At 57.1% G+C, this 17,561-nt stretch carries 14 protein-coding genes; 4 read left to right on the forward strand and 10 right to left on the reverse strand.

Translation table 11 applies throughout. From position 1 onward, the window contains the following. Window positions 1-314: 314 nt before the first annotated feature. From C7436_RS16465 to C7436_RS16490, 6 genes are all read right to left on the reverse strand, one after another. A complete protein-coding gene (locus C7436_RS16465) occupies window positions 315-932 on the reverse strand; it encodes a protein-methionine-sulfoxide reductase heme-binding subunit MsrQ (protein WP_121208498.1) in 618 nt (205 codons plus the stop codon). Next, window positions 932-1,906: a protein-methionine-sulfoxide reductase catalytic subunit MsrP gene (gene msrP, locus C7436_RS16470; RefSeq protein ID WP_121208499.1), complete on the reverse strand. Its 975-nt coding sequence runs from the start codon at window positions 1,904-1,906 to the stop codon at window positions 932-934. The genes C7436_RS16465 and msrP overlap by 1 nt, the downstream gene beginning before the upstream one ends. Window positions 1,907-1,993: 87 nt before the next feature. Then, on the reverse strand, window positions 1,994-2,809 hold the full coding sequence (pssA, locus tag C7436_RS16475) for a CDP-diacylglycerol--serine O-phosphatidyltransferase (protein ID WP_121208500.1): 816 nt from the start codon (window positions 2,807-2,809) through the stop codon (window positions 1,994-1,996). Window positions 2,810-2,899: 90 nt separating this feature from the next. Then, complete coding sequence (gene ilvC / locus C7436_RS16480; protein ID WP_011784402.1) at window positions 2,900-3,916, reverse strand: ketol-acid reductoisomerase; 1,017 nt, start codon at window positions 3,914-3,916, stop codon at window positions 2,900-2,902. Between the two features lie 64 nt (window positions 3,917-3,980). Then, window positions 3,981-4,472, reverse strand: a complete 492-nt coding sequence (gene ilvN / locus C7436_RS16485) for an acetolactate synthase small subunit (protein WP_011784401.1) — start codon at window positions 4,470-4,472, stop codon at window positions 3,981-3,983. 2 nt (window positions 4,473-4,474) lie between these two features. Beyond that, complete coding sequence (locus tag C7436_RS16490; RefSeq protein ID WP_011784400.1) at window positions 4,475-6,193, reverse strand: acetolactate synthase 3 large subunit; 1,719 nt, start codon at window positions 6,191-6,193, stop codon at window positions 4,475-4,477. Between the two features lie 470 nt (window positions 6,194-6,663). Here C7436_RS16490 and C7436_RS16495 point away from each other — a divergent pair, with 470 nt between their 5' ends. Continuing rightward, entirely contained in the window at window positions 6,664-7,140 is a 477-nt protein-coding gene (locus C7436_RS16495) for a DUF4124 domain-containing protein (RefSeq protein ID WP_031210239.1), read from the forward strand. 81 nt (window positions 7,141-7,221) lie between these two features. On the opposite strand, the gene clpB is transcribed toward C7436_RS16495, so the two are convergent. The 3 genes from clpB to rluD all read right to left on the reverse strand — a co-directional run bounded on the left by clpB (window position 7,222) and on the right by rluD (window position 11,701). After that, the gene (gene clpB / locus C7436_RS16500; RefSeq protein WP_022992226.1) at window positions 7,222-9,801 is read right to left on the reverse strand and encodes an ATP-dependent chaperone ClpB; all 2,580 of its coding nucleotides are present in this window, start codon (window positions 9,799-9,801) and stop codon (window positions 7,222-7,224) included. A 174-nt stretch (window positions 9,802-9,975) separates the two neighbouring features. Continuing rightward, window positions 9,976-10,674 (reverse strand): peptidoglycan editing factor PgeF, encoded by a 699-nt coding sequence (pgeF, locus tag C7436_RS16505; RefSeq protein WP_410110935.1) that lies wholly within the window; start codon window positions 10,672-10,674, stop codon window positions 9,976-9,978. Between the two features lie 49 nt (window positions 10,675-10,723). Then, the gene (gene rluD, locus C7436_RS16510) at window positions 10,724-11,701 is read right to left on the reverse strand and encodes a 23S rRNA pseudouridine(1911/1915/1917) synthase RluD (protein WP_011784396.1); all 978 of its coding nucleotides are present in this window, start codon (window positions 11,699-11,701) and stop codon (window positions 10,724-10,726) included. A gap of 172 nt (window positions 11,702-11,873) precedes the next feature. On the opposite strand from rluD, the gene C7436_RS16515 reads away from it, so the two are divergent. Further along, window positions 11,874-12,707 (forward strand): outer membrane protein assembly factor BamD, encoded by an 834-nt coding sequence (locus C7436_RS16515; protein ID WP_121208502.1) that lies wholly within the window; start codon window positions 11,874-11,876, stop codon window positions 12,705-12,707. An 8-nt stretch (window positions 12,708-12,715) separates the two neighbouring features. Here the strand turns inward: C7436_RS16515 and C7436_RS16520 are convergent, their stop codons facing one another. Next, the gene (locus tag C7436_RS16520) at window positions 12,716-14,380 is read right to left on the reverse strand and encodes an NAD+ synthase (RefSeq protein ID WP_121208503.1); all 1,665 of its coding nucleotides are present in this window, start codon (window positions 14,378-14,380) and stop codon (window positions 12,716-12,718) included. 92 nt (window positions 14,381-14,472) lie between these two features. Here C7436_RS16520 and C7436_RS16525 point away from each other — a divergent pair, with 92 nt between their 5' ends. Together C7436_RS16525 and C7436_RS16530 are read left to right on the forward strand one after the other, a co-directional pair. Then, the gene (locus tag C7436_RS16525; RefSeq protein WP_023009262.1) at window positions 14,473-16,119 is read left to right on the forward strand and encodes a sensor histidine kinase; all 1,647 of its coding nucleotides are present in this window, start codon (window positions 14,473-14,475) and stop codon (window positions 16,117-16,119) included. 49 nt (window positions 16,120-16,168) lie between these two features. Continuing rightward, window positions 16,169-17,557 (forward strand): sigma-54-dependent transcriptional regulator, encoded by a 1,389-nt coding sequence (locus C7436_RS16530; protein WP_121208504.1) that lies wholly within the window; start codon window positions 16,169-16,171, stop codon window positions 17,555-17,557. Window positions 17,558-17,561: the final 4 nt, after the last annotated feature.

The raw sequence follows: 17,561 nt of genomic DNA on the forward strand, positions 1-17,561 counted from the left end.
CCCACACGAATTACTTGGTTAACTTTTTAAAGAGCGTTTGAGCTGTTGCTCAATCAAGGCCGCGTATTCTACATCGTTCCGCTGCCCTGTCAACCACTTTTTTCGAAGAATTTTTGAAGCAAATTTTCGAACACTTTCAAGTAGTTGCGTTCCTCGTGAACCGGCGTTGTCTGCCGTGTCCCTCAGAAGTGGTGCGCATTCTACAGCCCTCAGGAAAACTGTCAACGCCCATTTTCAATTTATTTTGCCGGGCTTCGGTTTCCACCTACGTCAGCGATCAAATACCCACCAAAACGATCAGGCGTTGATCAAAATCACGCTCTTCTCAGAGGAATGAGCGTGGAAAAACCTGACCAGTACACCCGGGCACCCAATAAAACAGCCAGCACCAGGCCATAGATCATCATTTCGGTCACGTCGCTGCGCGCCTGCCACAGAAAATGAACCCAGGCCAGGAGTGCCGAGCTGTAGATAAGGCGATGTAACGGTTTCCAGCCGCGCCCCATCCTCTTCATCATGCCCCTGGTCGAGGTCGCCGCCAGCGGCGCCATTAACAGGAACGCCAAGCCACCCGCGATGATATAGGGGCGCTTGGTAAAGGTTGCCCATAGATCAAACCATCCAAGGATGAACTGGAGGAAGGCGAGCACATGCAACGCCGCGTAGAAAAAAGCATATAACCCCAGCATCCTGCGAAAACGGAGCCAACCGGCCCAACCTGTGATTTTTCGCAATGGTGAGATCAACAGGGTTATCAGCAGAAACTGGAACGCTGCGATACCCAGTGCTTCCGTAATGGTCTGGCCTGGATCAGGCCCCAGATTACCGCTCTGGATGCCCCACCCGATCAACGCGAGCGGAATCAGGCAGGTCAGAAAAACCAGGGCTTTAACCGGAGTATAGGGAAATTGACGAGAAGCCTTGGATGCCATCAATAATACCTGGAAAGATCCATGCCCTTGTATAAATGAGCGACCTGTTCACCATAGCCGTTAAACTTCACTGTCTCGATCCAGTTCGGACTCAAAAAACCAGAGGGCAGGCGACGCTCACGCTTCTGACTCCAGCGCGGATGATCCACTTCCGGATTCACGTTGGCATAGAAGCCATACTCTTCAGGCGCAATCATCTCCCAGCTGGTCTTGGGTCGCTCCTCCATGAAGCGGATACGGACGATCGACTTGATGCTCTTGAAGCCATATTTCCACGGCACAACCAGGCGGATCGGCGCACCATTCTGGTTTGGCAGGGTCTTGCCGTACAAACCAATGGCCAGAAACGATAACTCGTTCATGGCCTCGTCCATCCGGAGCCCCTCCCGGTAGGGCCAGTCAATCACGCTGAACATCGAGCGCTGCCCACGCATCTGGTCCGGATCGTGAAGGGTTTCGAAGTAGACGTATTTGGCTTTTGACGTCGGCTCCAGACTGGCGAGCACTTCGGCCAACGGCACTCCGACCCACGGAATCACCATCGACCAGGCTTCCACACAACGCAACCGGTAAATACGCTCCTGATACTGGTGAGGCTTCAGCAGATCTTCCAGCGCATAGGCGCCTGTCTTTGCACATTCACCTTCGACAGATACAGACCAGGGGTCGACCGACATGGCATCGGCATAGCGCGCAGGATCGCCCTTATCCGTGCCAAATTCATAGAAATTGTTGTAGGAAGTAATCGCGGGGTAAGGCGCTTTCTTTTCGTCGGTAGAAAACGCCGGCATGGCCTTATACTGCAGGGCGTCGCCAGGAATTCCGCCCTCCTCCGCCCTGAGAAGGGCCGGCATGGTCAGCGCCGCAGCGGATGCCATCGTCCCGGCCATGAATTTCCGCCGGTTCAGGTAGACGGATTCAGGCGTCACTGCAGATTCTGACAAGGCCCACGACGGGCGGCGCTTGATAAGCATCGGAAATCTCCAATTCATTACTTGAGGTAACTGACCGGAGGTTCCCGAGAAAATTCCCGGCCGATTCACTCGGCCGAGGGGCAAGTCCTACCGGGCGCGGGCCGGCTTGCGACGGAACAGAGCCCGAACCGGACCGGAAAGTGCGTAAATCAGGAACCCGGTGAACAGTACGGTGGCGGGATCAAGGGCGATCACCACAAACACCAGGACGACCAGAAGTATCGCCGCAAAAGGCACCCGACCTCGAAGATCGAGATCCTTGAAGCTGCGGTAGAGAATATTGCTGACCATCAGCACACCGGTTCCGGCCACAACGATAATTGTCAGCAACGTCAGCCAGGACGATGGCTCGAAACGGTGGAAACACCACACCAGCCCCGCAACACAGGCAGCTGCCGATGGACTGGGCAGGCCCACAAAGTATTTTTTGTCCACGGAGCCGATCTGGGTATTGAACCGGGCCAACCGCAATGCTGCGCCGGCCACGTAGATGAACGTAACCACCCAGCCCACTTTGTCCAATCCGTTGAGGGACCAGAAAAACGCCACCAGGCCGGGCGCAACACCGAAGGCCACCATGTCGGCAAGGCTGTCGTATTCCTCACCGAATTTGCTCTGAGTATTCGTCATCCGGGCGACACGGCCATCCAGTCCATCCAGAATCATGGACACGAAAATGGCGATGGCTGCATTGTCGAACACACCATTGGCGGCAGAAACAATCGCATAGAATCCAGAGAACAGAGAGGCTGTCGTCAGCGCGTTGGGAAGTAGGTAAATGCCTTTGCGACGAACCTTGGCCCCCTCAACAAGCTCCTCTTCAACCACTTCACCGGGCTCAATTTCCGGATCTGCGGCTTTCCTGGTTTCTGATTTTTCCACGGTATTCTTTTCTTCAGTCATTCCATAAACTCCGGAAAGCATTTGGGCGGAGTATAAACGAAAAACGCGGCCACAAGGGGCCGCGTTTCCAAACCTTACCGAAAATCCGGATCAGTTCTTGTCTTTGTCCACGATCTTGTTCGCGGAAATCCACGGCATCATGGAACGCAGCTTCTCGCCCACGGTTTCGATCTCGTGAGCCGCATTCTGGCGACGGCGAGCGGTCATGGACGGATAGTTCAATGCGCCTTCAGAGATGAACATCTTGGCGTATTCACCACTCTGGATGCGCTTCAGTGCGTTACGCATGGCTTCGCGGGACTGCTCGTTGATCACCTCCGGGCCGGTTACGTATTCACCGTACTCGGCGTTGTTGGAGATGGAGTAGTTCATGTTGGCGATACCGCCTTCGTACATCAGGTCAACAATCAGCTTAAGCTCATGCAGACACTCGAAGTACGCCATTTCCGGAGCGTAGCCTGCTTCGGTCAGGGTTTCGAAGCCGGCTTTAACCAGCTCAACCGCACCACCGCACAGAACCGCCTGCTCACCGAACAGATCGGTTTCGGTTTCGTCCTTGAAGGTGGTTTCGATGATACCGGTACGGCCGCCGCCGATGCCGCTGGCGTAGGACAGAGCTACATTCTTGGCGTTGCCGGACGCGTCCTGGAAGATCGCAATCAGGTCAGGGATACCACCGCCCTTGGTGAACTCGGTGCGCACAGTGTGGCCCGGAGCTTTCGGAGCAACCATGATCACGTCCAGATCTTTGCGCGGAACGATCTGGTTGTAGTGAATCGCAAAACCGTGAGCGAAGGCCAGGGTAGCGCCCTGCTTCAGGTTCGGCTCGATTTCCTCACGGTACAGCTGGGCCTGGAACTCGTCCGGCGTCAGAACCATGACCACGTCTGCAGATGCAACGGCAGAAGCCACATCGCTGGTCTTCAGTCCATAGGCTTCAGCCTTGGCGATGGAGGATGAACCGGCACGCAGACCAACAACCACGTCTACACCGGAGTCCTTCAGGTTACACGCATGAGCGTGACCCTGGGAGCCGAAGCCGAGAATGGCAACTTTCTTGCCCTGGATGATGGAAAGATCGCAATCCTTATCGTAATAAACCTGCATGAGAAACCTCTATTATATGTACTGCCCCCTCGGGGCCATGATTTTCGATTTGTTTCGGCAGCCCTTACAGGCTGAGCACCTTTTCGCCCCGGGCAATGCCAGATACACCAGTGCGAACAACTTCCAGAACACCCGAAGTGCCCACCGCCTGAATGAAGCCGTCCAGCTTTTCACTGTCGCCGGCAAGCTGCACGGTGTAGACAGAACTGGTGACATCCACAATCTGGCCACGGAAGATATCCACCGTGCGCTTGATCTCGGCACGCTGGGATCCGGTTGCCTTGAGCTTGACCAGCATCAGCTCCCGCTCGATGTGAGCGCCCTCGGTCAGATCCACCAGCTTGACCACTTCGATCAGCTTGTTCAGCTGCTTGGTGATCTGCTCGATAACCTTGTCGGAACCTGTCGTGGTGACAGTCAGGCGAGACAGGGTTTCGTCTTCCGTGGGCGCTACGGTCAGGGTTTCGATGTTGTAGTTGCGCTGCGAAAACAGGCCAACCACACGAGACAGTGCGCCGGGTTCGTTTTCCAGCAAAACAGAAATGATTCGACGCATGATCACACCCTCTCCGTTTTGCTGAGCCACATGTCTTTCATGGATCCTCGAGCGACCTGCATGGGATAGACATGCTCAAAGCGGTCCACATAGATATCGACAAACACCAGTTTGTCTTTCATGGCCAGGACTTCCTTGAGCTTGGGCTCCAGGTCTTCCTTGCGATCAATGCGCACACCCACATGACCATACGCTTCCGCCAGCTTGATGAAGTCCGGCAAAGACTCCATGTAAGACTGGGAATGGCGGGACTCGTAATTCATGTCCTGCCACTGCTTGACCATGCCCAGAGCCTGGTTATTCAGGTTGATGATCTTCACCGGCAGATCGTACTGCTTGCAGGTGGACAGTTCCTGGATATTCATCTGGATACTGCCTTCACCAGTAAAGCACAGCACTTCATCTTCCGGATGGGTCAGTTTGATGCCCATGGCGGCCGGCAGGCCGAAGCCCATGGTGCCGAGGCCACCGGAGTTGATCCATCGGTTCGGCTTGTCGAACTTGTAGTACTGGGCAGCAAACATCTGGTGCTGACCTACATCGGTGGTTACGAAGGCATCACCATTGGTGAGCTTCCAGAGCATCTCGACCACTTCCTGGGGCTTGATTACATCCGGGCTGGTCTCGTAACGCATGCCGTGGAACGCGCGCCACTCTTCAATCTGCTTCCACCACGATGCCAGCGCCTCGGCATCCGGCTTGTCCCTGGATTCTTTTACCAGCGACAGCATTTCTTTCAGTACCGCATCCACCGGGCCGACAATGGGCACGTCTGCATCTATGGTCTTTGAGATAGATGCCGGGTCGATATCGATATGAATAATGCGCGCGCCCGGGCAGAACTTCTCGGTGGCGTTGGTCACGCGATCATCAAAGCGCGCGCCCACACAGAGAATCAGATCTGAATGGTGCATCGCCATGTTGGCTTCATAGGTACCGTGCATACCCAGCCAGCCCAGGTGCTGTTTGTCAGTCGCCGGATAGCAACCGATGCCCATCAGGGTGTTGGTGATAGGGAAGCCCAGGGTCCGGGTCAGCTCGGTCAACTGGCTGGAAGCCTTGCCCAGGATCACACCGCCGCCGGCATAGATGACCGGGCGTTTGGCCGCCATCAGCATGTCGACGGCTTTTTTGATCTGACCGGCATGGCCACGAACCGCCGGGTTATAGGAGCGCAGCTTGACCTTCTTGGGATAGGAGTACTCATAGCGCTCATTCGGTGTGGTCATATCCTTCGGGATATCAACCACAACCGGACCGGGACGACCGGTAGCAGCGATGTAGTATGCCTTGCGGATTACCTCAGGGATTTCCTCGGGGTGACGAACGCTCAGATTGTGCTTAACCACCGGACGGGAAACACCGATCATATCGGTTTCCTGGAAGGCATCCTCACCAATAAGGGTGGATGCAACCTGGCCGCACAGAACCACCATGGGGATGGAATCCATGAACGCGGTGGCAATGCCGGTAATGGTGTTGGTGGCTCCAGGACCCGAGGTCACCAGTACGGTACCTGGTTTTCCGGTTGCACGGGCATAGCCGTCGGCCATGTGGACCGCCGCCTGTTCGTGCCGCACCAGAATATGCTTGACTTTGTCCTGCCTGAACAGCGCATCATAAATATGAAGGGCTGCACCACCCGGATAGCCGTATATGTATTCGATCCCTTCATCCTGCAGGGAGCGGATCAGCATATCGGCGCCAGACAATAACTCCACGATTTTCTACCCTCTTCTACGAGTGAATGAGCCGGGTTACGCCCCGGTTGCCTGGATTCTCGGTTTCCCTGCTTCTTGTGAAAGCGGAACCGGCGTACTCCTCCACACCAAAACTAAAGAGGTTGTCTCCTGGCCAGCCGCCCTCCTGAGGGTTGCGGAGAGCGGCCAATCAACGGGTTGCACGTAAGCAACAACCAAGGCCCGCCAGACGCTGGCGAGCGCAGTGTGGTGATTAACGGGGGATACTCGCTCGGGATTGCCTGCCGTATTGACCCCAGTCTTCAGGCAATCGGTAATTCTGACAGCGGGAAACTCGCTGTCAATAGGCGCTGTGGCTTAATTACCGCCGAATTCGCCTCTCTCCGCCATACTGTGCAAAACTGCGTGCAAGATTTTGAACCAGAGACAGGAAAATCCAGCCATCCGATGGCATGATAGCCACAGGCAGTAACCAAGTGACGAGCAGAGACATGAACCGAAAAATATTATTGCTGACGGTATTGATGGCGGCCGCACCCGGCCTTGCAACCAGCGCTTCGGTCTATAAGTGGACAGACGAGAACGGCGTAACACACTTTGGCGACCGACAGCCAACCGGCCGTAACGCCGAGCAGGTCAACGTTCGTTCCGGCACCAGTCAGGGCGCTGGTGTTCAGCGCCGAAGCGCACAGGAACAGCTGGACGAACTGCAGGAACAACAAGCGGCAGAGCAGCAGCAACGAGAAGAATCCGCGGTTGAAGAAGCTCGCCGGAAGCAGCGCGAGGCCAACTGCGGCACAGCTCGCTCCAATCTTGAGGTGATCAATAACAACGCTCGTATCCGGGTGGAGGAGAACGGTGAATCTCGGTATCTGAGTCCCGAGGAAATTGCGCAGCAGCGCCAGAAATTCCAGGAAATCGCAGACGAAAACTGCGGCCCGGAACAAGGTGGCAGCAGCCCGCGTTAAACCCTAGGGGTTCGGATAACAGAAAAGGGCGGAGACTCGTGTCTTCCGCCCTTTTTTAAATCAGCAACTGTAGTTCCCTCGTCAGCCGTTCTTGCTGAATACCAACCGGTCTTCCTGCACCGTTGCGCGAATGATATCGCCGGGCACAAACGCACCCTGAAGCAGCTTTTGCGCCAGCGGATTTTCGATCATGCGCTGAATCGCCCGCTTCAGCGGCCGGGCACCATAAACCGGGTCGTACCCGACTTCCGCCAGCAACTGCATGACGTCGTCTCCGAGTTCCAGTTTCATATCCTGATCCTTCAGGCGACGAGCCAGATTCTCGATCTGGATGCGGGCAATGCCCTGAATCTGGGACTCCGCCAGCGGATGGAACACCACTACTTCATCCACACGGTTAATGAACTCCGGCCGGAAATGAGTGCCAACCACTTCCATCACCGCCGACTTCATGTCTTCGTAGTTCTCTTCTCCGGCCTTCTCCTGAATGATGTGGGAACCCAGATTTGAGGTCATCACCACCACTGTGTTGCGGAAGTCGACCGTGCGGCCCTGACCATCGGTCAGACGCCCATCATCCAGCACCTGCAGCAGGATGTTGAAGACATCCGGGTGCGCCTTTTCAACCTCATCCAGAAGCAGAACCGAGTAGGGCCTGCGACGCACGGCCTCGGTCAGGTAGCCACCCTCTTCATACCCCACATATCCGGGAGGCGCACCAATCAAACGGGCGACCGAGTGCTTCTCCATGAATTCCGACATATCGATGCGAACCATGGCCTCTTCGGTATCGAACAGGAAGTTTGCCAGCGCCTTGCACAACTCGGTCTTCCCCACCCCGGTCGGCCCAAGGAACAGGAAAGAACCATTGGGACGATTCGGATCCGACAGTCCAGCCCGGGACCGGCGCACCGCATTGGATACCGCTTCCACGGCCTCATCCTGGCCAATGACCCGATCGTGGAGGGCTTCCTCCATGCGCATCAGCTTGTCGCGCTCACCCTCCAGCATCTTGGATACCGGAATCCCGGTCCACTTTGAGACGATTTCCGCAATTTCTTCATCCGTGACCCGGTTGCGCAACAGCTTCATTTCCATCATTTCCGCCTGGCTGGCCATATCCAGTTGGCGCTCCAACTCCGGGATCTTGCCGTACTGCAGCTCGGACATCTTGCCCAGATCCCCTGCACGGCGGGCATTCTCCAGGTCAATCCGAGCCTGCTCCAGCTGGCTCTTGATCTTCTGGGAGCCGTGCAGAGCCGCCTTTTCAGTGTTCCAGACTTCCTCAAGGTCGGCGTATTCGCGCTCAACGTTGCCGATAACGGCAGACAACTCTTCCAGCCGCTTCTTAGAGGCGGCGTCGGTTTCCTTTTTCAGGGCTTCCCGCTCAATCTTGAGCTGAATCAGCCGGCGCTCCAGGCGATCCAGAGCCTCAGGCTTGGAGTCCATTTCCATACGTATCTGGCTGGCCGCTTCATCCACCAGGTCAATGGCCTTATCCGGCAACTGACGATCGGTAATATATCGATGAGACAGCTTGGCGGCCGCGATGATGGCGCCATCCGTTACCTCAACCCCATGGTGAACCTCATAGCGCTCTTTCAGCCCACGCAGGATGGCGATGGTATCTTCCTCACTGGGCTCGCTGACCAGCACTTTCTGGAAACGGCGTTCCAGTGCTGCATCTTTTTCAATATTCTCCCGGTACTCATTCAGCGTGGTGGCGCCGACACAGTGCAACTCACCCCGGGCCAGCGCCGGCTTCAGCATGTTTCCGGCATCCATCGAACCCTCGGCTTTCCCGGCGCCTACCATGGTGTGGATTTCGTCAATGAACAGGATGATCTGACCTTCCTGTTTCGACAGCTCGTTAAGCACTGCCTTCAGGCGCTCCTCAAACTCACCCCGGAACTTGGCGCCGGCAATCAATGCGCCCATGTCCAGCGACAGTACTTTCTTGTCCTTCAGGCCATCGGGCACCTCGCCGTTGACGATACGCTGGGCCAGCCCCTCAACAATCGCGGTTTTACCCACACCAGGCTCACCGATCAGCACGGGGTTGTTCTTGCGCCGGCGTTGCAGTACCTGAATGGTGCGACGGATTTCGTCGTCGCGACCGATTACCGGGTCCAGCTTACCGGCTTCAGCCCGCTCGGTAAGATCAATGGTGTACTTTGAAAGCGCCTGACGGTTTTCCTCAGCGCCCGCATCATTCACCGACTCTCCCCCACGCACTTCGTCAATCGCCTTTTCCAGCGCCGCCTTGTCAACGCCTTGCTCTCGCAGAATGCGCCCCAGCGAACCGCGGTCTTCAACCGCCGCCAGCAGAACCAGCTCACTGGATATGAACTGGTCACCCCGCTTCTGGGCCAGCTTGTCGGAAATGTTGAACAGTCGACCCATGTCGTTCGACATGGACACATCGCCGGCATTGCCCTGCACTTCCGGCAGGTTCTCAATTTCCTTCGCCACGGCCTGCCGTACCCGGCCGGGCTCGACCCCCACTTGTTTGAGCAGCGGTTTAATGGAGCCTCCCTGCTGGTCCAGCAGGGCCTGCATCAGATGCACGGGCTCGATGAAGTTATGGTCTTTGCCAACCGCGATGGACTGCGCATCCGCCAACGCGGTTTGCAGTTTGCTGGTGAGCTTGTCGATTCTCATGTGTTCTTATCCCCAAAATTCGTAGTGAATACCGATCAACCCTGTGGTGCGGATATTCCGATTGCTTTGAAACTTAATGTAGGGGCAAGTGGGGGGAGTTCAAGTTGAGCCGACCTCAATTCGTCAGAAATTTGACGGCTGTCAGTTAACACATCAGGGAGAGCAATCAGGAGTTCAGGATTTTAACCAGACCAGGGTCGCCATACGGCCGGTTTGACCATCCCGGCGATAGGAAAAGAACCATTCCCGATCCTGAACGGTGCACAGGCTACCGCCAGCGACCGCCGAGACGCCAACCTGATGCAGGCGCAGGGCTGCCAGGCTGTAGATATCGGCCATGAAATGGCCCGGGCGAGCCCCCCTGGTTTTAAAGGCGTTCTCAGCCACCGGGCTATGCCGGACAAACGCTTCGCACACCTCCGGACCAACTTCGAAACTGTCGGGGCCAATGGCGGGACCCAGCCAGGCCGAAAGCTTGTCAGGCTCAACCGCCATCGCACTGACCAGGTTTTCCAGCACGCCTCCGCTGAGGCTGCGCCAGCCGGCGTGAGCAGCCCCCACTACGGTTCCATCGGAATCAACAATCACCACGGGCAGGCAGTCGGCAGTCAGAATGACACAACCAAGGCCGGGAAATCGGGTGAAACTGGCATCTGCTTCCGGAACCTGCTTGGCGTTGTCGGGTGTAAGCTCGACCACCCTCGTACCATGCACCTGATTCAACCAGCCAATCCGATCCACCTCTAACCCCGTGAAGCGGGCCAGGCGCTGCCGGTTTTCGGCGACAGATTCAGGGCTATCCCCGACATGATCCCCGAGGTTGAGCGAACTCCACGGCGCCTCACTGACGCCTCCCTTGCGAGTCGTGCACATGGCTTGCACCGCCCCCGGTGCGGACCAACTCGGCCTCAGGATGTAATTGTCAGAAATCACGTTCTTCCAGCTCACGGGCGTGTTTGCGCAGAGCTTCGATCAGGTGAACCATATCCTCTGGTAGCGGCACCTCCCAGCTCAGAATCTCACCCGTTTCCGGATGCTCAAGGGTCAACTGTCTCGCATGCAGGGCCTGCCGGGTGAACGCAGCCAGTACATCCCGAAGCTCCTCTGTAGTGCCTTTGGGCAACCGCAGACGCCCACCGTAGGCAGGATCACCAACCAGCGGGTGGCGCACATGCGCCATGTGCACACGGATCTGATGGGTGCGGCCACTTTCCAGCTTGCAACGAACCAGGGTATGCGCGGCAAAACGCTCCAGCAGACGGTAATGGGTGACCGCCGGTTTGCCACTGGAAACCACGGCCATGCGTTTACGATCCTGCGGATGACGGCCAATAGGTGCGTCAACTGTTGCACCACCGGTCAGCGCGCCCACCACCACGGCCTCATACTCCCGCCCCATCGTGCGCGTTTGCAACTGGTCTACCAGGGAGGTATGTGCAATCAGGCTGCGGGCCACCACCATGATGCCGGAGGTATCCTTGTCCAGGCGGTGAACAATACCTGCCCTCGGCAGGTTTTCCACTTCCGGCGCGTAATTCAGCAGGGCGTTCACCAGCGTGCCATCAGTATGGCCGGCCGCTGGGTGCACCACCAACCCGGCCGGCTTGTTAATCACCAGCAAATGCTCATCTTCGTAGACGATATCCAGGCTGATGGGTTCTGCTTCCCAGGTCACCTGCACTTCCGGCTCAGCATCGAGAGCCAGGGAATCGCCCATCATTACCTTGTCCCGCGGCTTACGGGATTTTCCATTCACCGTCAGGGCTCCGCTCTTGATCCAGGACTGCAGGCGGGAGCGGGAATGCTCGGGCATCAGTTCCGCCGCCGCCTGGTCCAGCCGTTTATCGCTGAGCTCCGGCGGTACGGTAAATTGGCCGGTAATTCGGTTTTCGGAAGTCATTCAGCCTCGTTTTCGCCGTTGGTTTCTGGCGCAGACGGCCGCCGGACAGGCGGCGATGTTACGTTTCGGTCAGATTCTGGTGCCAATATCGGGAAACACTGCACACAGACAGCCTTCCCCGTTACAATGACCAATCCAACCACAAGTTCTGAACATTATACGGGATTCCGGCATGAGATCAGTCGTTCGATTACTGCTACTTTCCACACTTTTTGCGCTGGCCGCCGGCTGTGCGTCCCAGAAGGAGGTGGAAGTCCTGCCGGAACAAACCTATTACGAGAATGCCCGTGAGGCCATGAACTCGGGCAACTTCAACGAAGCCGAACAGAACCTGGATGCCCTGGAAACCTATTATCCATTCGGCCGTTATGCCGAACAGGCCCAGCTCGATCTGATCTTTGCCCGTTACCAGAACCTCGACCTTGAAGGTTCCCGGGCTGCCGCCGACCGCTTCATTCGCCTGAATCCGCAGAGTGAGCATCTGGACTACGCGCTCTACATGAGAGGGCTCGCCTCCTATAATCTGGACCTGGGACTGGCCACACGCTATTTCCCTGTTGATGCGGCCGCACGCAATCCCGGCGAGCAATTGCAGGCGTTCCGCGATTTCTCACAGTTGCTCAACCGGTTTCCGGACAGTGACTACGCTCTGGACGCCCGCCAGCGTATGATCGCCATCCGCAATCGAATGGCCGAACTGGAACTGCACGCTGCCCGTTACTACATCAAACGTGAAGCCTACGTGGCCGCCAACAACCGTGCTCGCTACGTAGTGGAGAACTACCCGTCTTCGCCTTCAGTGGAAGAGGCTCTGATGATCATGGCGGATACCTTCCGCTTTCTGGAGCTGAAAAAGGGCGCCAACGATGCCATTGCCACGCTGAGAAAAAACTTCCCGAACAGCGACTCCTTCAATGACAACGGTGAGTACGAATCAGATCTTCTTCGCCGCCAGAACCGGTCATTGACCAACGTGGTGACCTTCGGTCTGATGGGGGATGAGTAAGAGCGGGATTACTTCCCGCTCTTCCAGCCATTGGTAATGGGATAGCGTCTGTCTTTGCCAAAGCCCCGTTCGGTAATACGAACACCGATGGGGGCCTGGCGCCGCTTGTATTCATTGATATCAACCAGCCTGACCACCCTGTCCACATCCTCGCGCTCAAACCCTTCCGCGACGATAGCATCAGCACTGTAATCACGCTCCACGTATAGGTTCAGAATCTGATCCAGCACGTCATAGCCCGGCAAGCTGTCCTCATCTTTCTGGTCTGGCGCCAGCTCGGCTGAGGGCGGGCGGGTAATCACCCGCTCCGGAATCACTGGTGACAGGGTATTGCGGTAGCGCGCCAGCCGGAAAACCAGCGTTTTCGGCACATCCTTCAGAACATCAAAGCCACCGGCCATGTCACCGTATAGCGTGGAATAGCCAACCGCCATTTCACTCTTGTTGCCAGTCGTGAGCACCAACGAGCCAAACTTGTTGGACAGCGACATGAGCAGCACCCCCCTCAGACGAGCCTGAAGGTTTTCCTCAGTGGTATCCGGCTTTGTGCCCGCAAACGGTTCTGCCAGCGCCGCCATGAAGGCATCGTACATGGGCTCAATGGAGAACACGTCATACTGCACACCCAGAGCGGTGGCCTCGGCTTCGGCATCTTCCAGGCTGATGCTGGAGGTATACCGGAACGGCATCATCACCGCGCGCACACGCTCCTTGCCCAGGGCATCCACCGCAACCGCCAGTGTAACTGCCGAATCGATGCCGCCGGACAGGCCCAGTACTACCGACCTGAAACCATTCTTGTTCACGTAATCCCGTACGCCGGTCACCAGGGCGTTGTAAACATTGGCTTCCAGCTGCGGTTCTGGCGGTAACGGCCGAGAAATCGGCTGACAATGGTGCTCGCACAGGAAATCCACCGGGTACAGCCCCTCCTCGAACTGAGGCACCTCCGCAGACAGCCCACCCGAGTGGTCGTACGCCATGGAGCCGCCATCAAACACCAGCTCATCCTGACCGCCCACCAGGTTCACGTAGACGATGCTGACCCGGTTCTCCCGGGACTTGCGCTCGAGCAAAGCCTTGCGACGGGCCTGTTTATCGATATCGTAGGGCGAGGCATTGAGATTAAGGATAAGCCGGGCACCCGCGGCGGCGGCATCCTCGAGCGGGCCATCTTTCCAGAGATCCTCACACACGGTAATACCGACGGGCTGGCCTTTAATGTCGAGCACCAGCGTGTCGGAACCTTCGGCGAAATAGCGCTTTTCGTCAAAAACCTGGTAGTTCGGCGGGAAGCGTTTGAAGTAGCGACCGCGAATCTGACCGGCTTCAATCACCAGCGCCGCGTTATATAGCAACCCTCCAGAGCGAATAGGAGCCCCGATGACCATCGCCGGAGGCAGTGCCGCACTTTGCAGCTCTTCCAGTGCTTCGCGCACGCGAAGGTCCAGACTCGGGCGCAACAGGAGATCCTCCGGCGGGTAACCGGTCAGGCACAGCTCCGGAAAGACAACGATATCGGCCTGATGCTCCGCCCAGGCCCGCTGGGTTGCCTCCAGAATCAGATCGGTATTGCCCGGAATATCTCCAACCAGGAAATCCAGTTGCGCCATAACAACGCGGAGTTTTCTGACGGCGTTCTGGCTCTGGGATGTTTGACCGGCTTCCGGCATGGACTGGCTCCTGTAACTTGTTGCCGTTAAAAGGCTATTATAACCCGTCAACAACAAAGATTTCTCCCGCACACAGACAGATGACTCGCTCCATGGCTCAAGACACTGCCGACAAAGACAGCAAGCGCTCTGCTTTCGGGCCGCCGGCCAAGCAGCAACAGGGAAGGCTGTTCCGGATCTACAATCATTATCGCGTGGTCATCAGCCTGATGCTGCTGGGCTTGCTGCTCTTCGATCCATTCACCACCGACAGCAAGTTCCGCTGGCTGGAGTACTACCAGGCGGGCGTGGTTACCTACCTGGCAATCAATGGCTTTACCGCACTGCTACTGCTTGCCGGCTTTCAGCCAAGACAGCGGCATATCACGCTCTCCATTCTGATCGACATACTGGTAATGCATGGACTGTTACTGGCCAGCACCGGTATCACTAATGGCCTGGCCAACCTGGTTATCATTTCGGTGGCGGCGGGCAATATTCTGACACCAAGCCGGATAGGTACCTTCTACGCGGCACTGGCTGCCATCTGCTCTCTCGGCATCTCCGGCTGGGCGGTACTCGCCATCAATGAAACCGCCGACGACATTGTCCGGGCGGGTTCTCTGGGCATACTCTACTTTGCCGCGGCTTTTGTCCTGCAGGGCATTTCAAAACGGATGATCCGAAGCGAAGCCCTGGCCAGCAGCCGGGCACGGAGCATTCAGGAACTGGAACAGATCAACCAGCAGATCATCCAGCGCATGCGTACCGGCATCCTGGTGCTTGATCGTTTCGGCCAGATTCGGCTTGCCAACGCCGCCGCCGAAGAACTGCTGTTCGGTGTGAGCGCCGATGGAGAAGATCTGGAGCCCCGTGCAAGGCTACTGCCTAAACCGCTCAGGCAGGGGCTCGAAAGCTGGCTGAAAAACCCCAACATGCGGATTGAACCCTTTCAGGCGTCGTCTACCTCACCGCTTTTGCAGGCCAACTTCACGCAACTGGACCAGGAGCGGGGCGACCAGATTCTGGTGTTTATTGAAGACATGAGCAAAGTGACCCAGCAGGCCCAACAGATGAAGCTGGCCTCACTCGGACGCTTAACGGCTGGCATCGCTCACGAAATCCGGAATCCTCTCGGCGCCATAAGCCACGCTGCCCAGTTGATGGAAGAATCCCCCAGCCTGGATGAGGGGGATCTTCGCATGCTCGACATCATTCGCCGTCACTCCCGAAGGGTGAATGGCATCATCGAGAATGTACTGGACCTTTCTCGCCGCCGGACCGCAAATTCCGAGCTGATAGATGTCGGCCAATGGCTTCGCGAGTTCCGGGATGATTTCGTGCAGACCGTGAATGGGGAAACGGCCACCACGATCGAATTGAATATCAGCGAGCAGATTCCACAGGCTCGTTTCGACAAGAGCCAGATTGAGCAGGTGATGGTGAATCTGTGCGACAATGGTTTGCGGTACAGCAAACAGCAGACCGGGCAAAACAGGATACAATTAATTGCGGGCGCCACGGCCGATGGCAAACGGGCTTACGTGGACGTTCGGGATTTTGGCCCGGGCATCAGTGCCGAGCATCGGCATTCCGTATTCGAGCCCTTTTTCACCACGGATAAAAGCGGAACCGGGCTTGGCCTTTACCTGGCCAGGGAGTTATGCGAAGCCAACCAGGCACACCTCTCGCTGGTCGATGACGGACAGCCGGGGTGCCGATTCCGCATAACGTTTGCTCACCCCGGGCGAATGATCTGACCAACTGGCCATCGGGCGTTTGAATTCAACAGGGAACCGAAGACACAGAATGACTACACAGACAGCGCTGATTGTTGACGACGAGCCGGATATCCGGGATCTACTGGAAATCACCCTCACCCGGATGGGCATTACCACCTACACCGCCCCCGATCTGGCCAGCGCCAGGGAACTACTGCAGCAGCACAATCCCCAGCTCTGCCTGACAGACATGAACCTGCCCGACGGCAATGGTATAGACCTTGTTCACTGGATTCAGCAACACACTCCCTGCACCCCCGTTGCAGTGATCACCGCCTATGGCAGCATGGACACGGCTATCGAATCGCTCAAAGCCGGCGCTTTTGACTTCGTATCCAAGCCCGTGGAGCTGCCCCGCCTGCGGGAACTGGTCAACAGCGCTCTGAAGCTGTCAGAACCCCAGATCGGCGAAACCGCCGAGTCCGATGAGCCCGGCCTGCTTCTGGGCAACTCGCCGCAAATCCGGAAACTGCGCACACAGACGAAAAAGCTCGCCAGAAGTCAGGCACCGGTGTTTATCAGCGGCGAATCCGGCAGCGGCAAGGAGCTGGTCGCCCGCATGATTCACCTGCAAGGCCCCAGAAGTGACGGCCCCTTTATCGCAGTGAACTGTGGCGCAATCCCCTCGGAATTGATGGAAAGCGAGTTCTTTGGCCACAAGAAGGGCAGCTTCACCGGAGCCGTCGAGAACAAGCAGGGCCTGTTCCGCTCTGCCGATGGTGGCACCCTGTTTCTGGACGAAGTGGCCGACCTCCCACTGGCCATGCAGGTAAAACTGCTGCGTGCTATCCAGGAGAAAGCCGTCCGCCCGGTCGGCGATACCAAAGAAGTGCCGGTGGACATCCGGGTGCTCAGCGCCACCCACAAAAACCTCCCCGAACTGGTGCAGGAAGGCGACTTCCGCCAGGATCTGTTCTACCGGATCAACGTCATCGAACTGGCCGTTCCGCCGCTGCGCGAGCGCGCCGAGGATATCCCCCTGCTGGCCGAGCACATTCTCCAACGCATAGCGCGGGAATACGAGTGCGACCCGGCCAAACTCACCGCGGCCGCCATCGAACGACTCAAAGGCTACGAGTTTCCCGGTAACGTTCGTGAACTGGAGAACATCCTGGAACGCGCTTTTACCCTGTGCGATGAAGACCTGATTGATGCCGGAGATCTGCATCTTGGCGGCGGTGTCGTGCCAGCGGGCTCCGCCTCCGCGACCAGAGAGACGGAGTCAGAAACGGATGCTGCCGCAGCTCCGGTGCCTGAGGGTGAGATCGATCTTGAGGGCTATCTGGAAAACATCGAGAGACAGGCCATTGAAAAAGCACTGGAAGCGACACGGTGGAATAAAACGGCGGCGGCCAAGAGACTGGGGATCAGCTTTCGCGCCTTGAGGTACCGGTTGAAGAAACTGGGGATGGAGTAATCCA

It is taken from the genome of Marinobacter nauticus, from assembly GCF_003634635.1.
Lineage (GTDB): Bacteria > Pseudomonadota > Gammaproteobacteria > Pseudomonadales > Oleiphilaceae > Marinobacter > Marinobacter nauticus.